This is a genomic window from Streptomyces sp. UH6 (genome assembly GCF_013421635.1).
GTDB lineage: Bacteria > Actinomycetota > Actinomycetes > Streptomycetales > Streptomycetaceae > Streptomyces > Streptomyces abyssomicinicus.
Map to the genome: position 1 here is coordinate 1 of NZ_JACADT010000647.1, position 3,314 is coordinate 3,314.

General features: G+C 70.1%; 3 protein-coding genes and 1 pseudogene. 3 read left to right on the forward strand and 1 reads right to left on the reverse strand.

Going from position 1 to position 3,314, the window contains the following annotated elements; translation table 11 throughout:
- Positions 1 to 355 (forward strand): annotated as a pseudogene (locus tag HW445_RS23595) (helix-turn-helix domain-containing protein); the annotation flags it as partial.
- 49 nt (positions 356 to 404) lie between these two features.
- Positions 405 to 1,016 (forward strand): Uma2 family endonuclease, encoded by a 612-nt coding sequence (locus HW445_RS23600; RefSeq protein WP_180222960.1) that lies wholly within the window; start codon positions 405 to 407, stop codon positions 1,014 to 1,016.
- A 59-nt stretch (positions 1,017 to 1,075) separates the two neighbouring features.
- On the opposite strand, the gene aspS is transcribed toward HW445_RS23600, so the two are convergent.
- Positions 1,076 to 2,839, reverse strand: a complete 1,764-nt coding sequence (aspS, locus tag HW445_RS23605) for an aspartate--tRNA ligase (protein ID WP_180222961.1) — start codon at positions 2,837 to 2,839, stop codon at positions 1,076 to 1,078.
- A gap of 279 nt (positions 2,840 to 3,118) precedes the next feature.
- Between aspS and HW445_RS23610 the strand changes: the two genes are divergently transcribed.
- Positions 3,119 to 3,314 (forward strand): hypothetical protein (locus tag HW445_RS23610; RefSeq protein ID WP_218957325.1); only part of this gene is annotated, 196 nt, incomplete at its 3' end.

Below are 3,314 nucleotides of genomic sequence, written 5' to 3' on the forward strand. Positions count from 1 at the left end.
CGTCCTCTCCGGCCTGCGCCGCCACGACCCCCGCCTGCTCCTGTCGGCCACCGATGCCGAACACCTCGCGCCGGGCGTCGTCGCCTGGCTGGAACGCGACGTCTCCCCCACCGCCGTACGCCACGCCCTGACCGAGAACCTGCCGCACGAGCCCCTGATCAGACCGGCCGCCCTCCTCGCCCACCGCCTGACGGCGCAGCTCCCGCCCGTACCGCCCATCCGGCCCCCGGCCGCACCCGCGCCCGAGCCCCGGCATCCCCTCCAGTCCTGCGACCACTGCGACCGCGCCTTCCGGGCCCCGTCCCCCGGCCCCTGCCGCGACTGCCGGGTCGAGCACGGCGAGGCCGCCGCCTAGCATGAGAGCGACGATCCTTGCCCGTGGGCACAGACGAGGAGCGAGCGCCATGACCATCGCCCCGGACGACGCACAGCAGGGCACCTCTCACCCGTACCGGGCCATGCGGGATTTCGTCCAATCCATGGACGACGCCCTGCCCGGGAAGTTCGAGGTCACCAAGGAAGGGATCGTGCACGACATGATGTCGCCGGGAGGACCTCACGAGGTCACGGCCGCACACATCAGCCGTCGTCTGGAGCGGATGATGCCGGACGAGTTGCTGGCCCACACCGGCACGCCTGATGTGGAGGACGAGCCCGAGGGCATCATGCGCCATCCCGACGTGATGGTGATCGCGTGGGCGGACCTGAACGTCCAGGGCTCGATCGACCCTCGCGCGCTGATCGCCGCCATCGAAGTGGTCTCCAAGTCCAACCCGGACAACGACTGGGTCACCAAGACGCGTGACTACCCCCTCATGGGCGTCCCCATCTACGGGATCTTCGACCCGCGCACCGGCACCGGTGCCGTCCTCACGGACATCCACCCCACCCCTGACGGACCCCGCTACGCCACCCGCAAAGACTTCGTCTACGGCGAGGACGTCACCATCGGTGACTGGACCATCTCCACCGACAACCTGCCGCGCTACGAGAACGGGACCGGCGGACACCGCTGAGCACAAAGGCCCGGCGCCGGAGGTCAGCTCCGGTGCCGGGCCCCTGTGGCCGTCGTGGACTACTTCGGCTGCGGCTTGCGCACCGAGATGTGCAGCTCGCGCAGGCGGGCCTCGTCCAGCTCCGTCGGCGCGCCCATCATCAGGTCCTGGGCGTTGCCGTTGAGCGGGAAGGCGATGGTCTCGCGGATGTTCGGCTCGTCGGCCAGCAGCATCACGATGCGGTCCACGCCCGGGGCGATGCCACCGTGCGGCGGGGCACCGAAGCGCAGCGCGCGCAGCATGCCGGCGAACTCGCGCTCGACCGTCTCGGCGTCGTAGCCGGCGATCTCGAACGCCTTCAGCATGATCTCCGGCTCGTGGTTCCGGATCGCGCCGGAGGACAGCTCCACGCCGTTGCAGACGATGTCGTACTGCCAGGCCAGGATGTCCAGCGGGTCCTGCTTCTCCAGCGCGTCCATGCCGCCCTGCGGCATCGAGAACGGGTTGTGGGAGAAGTCGATCCGGCCGGTCTCCTCGTCCTTCTCGTACATCGGGAAGTCGACGATCCAGCAGAACCGGAAGACGCCCTCCTCGAAGTGGCCCGCCCGCTTGGCGGCCTCGACGCGGACCGCGCCCATGATCTTGGAGACCTCGTCGAAGTCGCCCGCGCCGAAGAAGACCGCGTGGCCGGCGGCCAGGCCGAGGCGCTTGGTCAGCTCGGCGACGTTCTCCTCGGTGAGGAACTTGGCGATCGGGCCGGTCAGCGAACCGTCCTCGGCGACGCGGACCCAGGCCAGACCCTGCGCGCCCAGGTCGACGGCGAACTGGCCGAGCTGGTCGAAGAACTTGCGCGGCTGGGCGGCGACGTCCGGCACCGGCAGGGCGCGGACGTGCTTGCCGGCGAACGCCTTGAACTCCGAGCCCTCGAAGACGTCGGTGATGTCGACGAGCTCCAGCTGGGCGCGCAGGTCCGGCTTGTCGGAGCCGTACTTCAGCATCGACTCGCGGAACGGGATCCGCGGGAACGGCGAGGTGACCTCGCGGCCGTTGCCGAACTCGGTGAAGAGCTCGGTCATCAGCTTCTCGATCGGCTGGAAGACGTCCTCCTGCTCGACGAAGCTCATCTCGACGTCGAGCTGGTAGAACTCGCCCGGCGAACGGTCGGCGCGGGCGTCCTCGTCGCGGAAGCAGGGCGCGATCTGGAAGTAGCGGTCGAAGCCGGAGATCATCAGCAGCTGCTTGAACTGCTGCGGCGCCTGCGGCAGCGCGTAGAACCGGCCCGGGTTCAGGCGCGACGGCACGACGAAGTCGCGGGCGCCCTCCGGGGAGGTGGCGGTGAGGATCGGCGTCGCCATCTCGTTGAAGCCGAGCGCGGTCATCTTGTGCCGGATGGCGGAGATGACGGCGGTGCGCAGCATGATGTTGCGGTGCATCCGCTCGCGGCGCAGGTCGAGGAAGCGGTACTCCAGACGGCGCTCCTCGTTCACCCCGTCCTCGGCGTTGATGGTGAACGGCAGCGGGGCGGACGCGCCCAGCAGCTCGACCTCGGAGACCTCGACCTCGACCTCACCGGTCGGCAGGTCGGTGTTCACGTTCTCCGCGCCGCGGGAGACCACCTTGCCGTCCACCCGGACGGTCGACTCCTTGGACATCTTGTCCAGGGCCTCGTAGGCGGCGGTGCCGGGACGGGCGACCAGCTGGGTGATGCCGTAGTGGTCGCGCAGATCGATGAAGAGGATGCCGCCCAGGTCGCGCCGATTGTGCAGCCAGCCGCTCAGCCGGACGTCGGTGCCGACGTCAGAGGCGCGGAGCTCGCCGCAGGTGTGGGACCTGTACCGATGCATCGTCGTTCATCCAGTCTTCGTGGAAGCGGGGTCTCCCGGCATGGCTCGACCGGGCCATCCCAGGGTACCGGTCGCGCTGTCACGGCTTCCCCTTGGTTTCCCCGGGGCCCGGGGGTGCCGGTGCCCCTCCCGCGGTGGTGGTGAGCGCGTGTGTCGCGGGGGGTGTGCGGAGGGGGGTTCACCCGCACACCGCGCTGAAGGCACCTTTTGTCCCTGTTGCGTGGTTCTCTGGTCGCGCTCGGGCTTTCGGTTCATCAGCCACCGACTGGAGGAGTCCGCATGACACGACATGCCCTGTGGGGGATACCTGGGCGCAGAGGGCGGCGCCCGCTGGTCCTCGCCATGGCGGTACCGGGACTGCTGGCCGGTCTCGCCCTCGGCACCGCCCAGGCGGCGACCGGCCCCCCGGTCACCGTGACGGCCCCCACCGGCGTGCCCCCCGTGGCCGCCGTGGAGGCGGGGCCGGGCCCGGGGG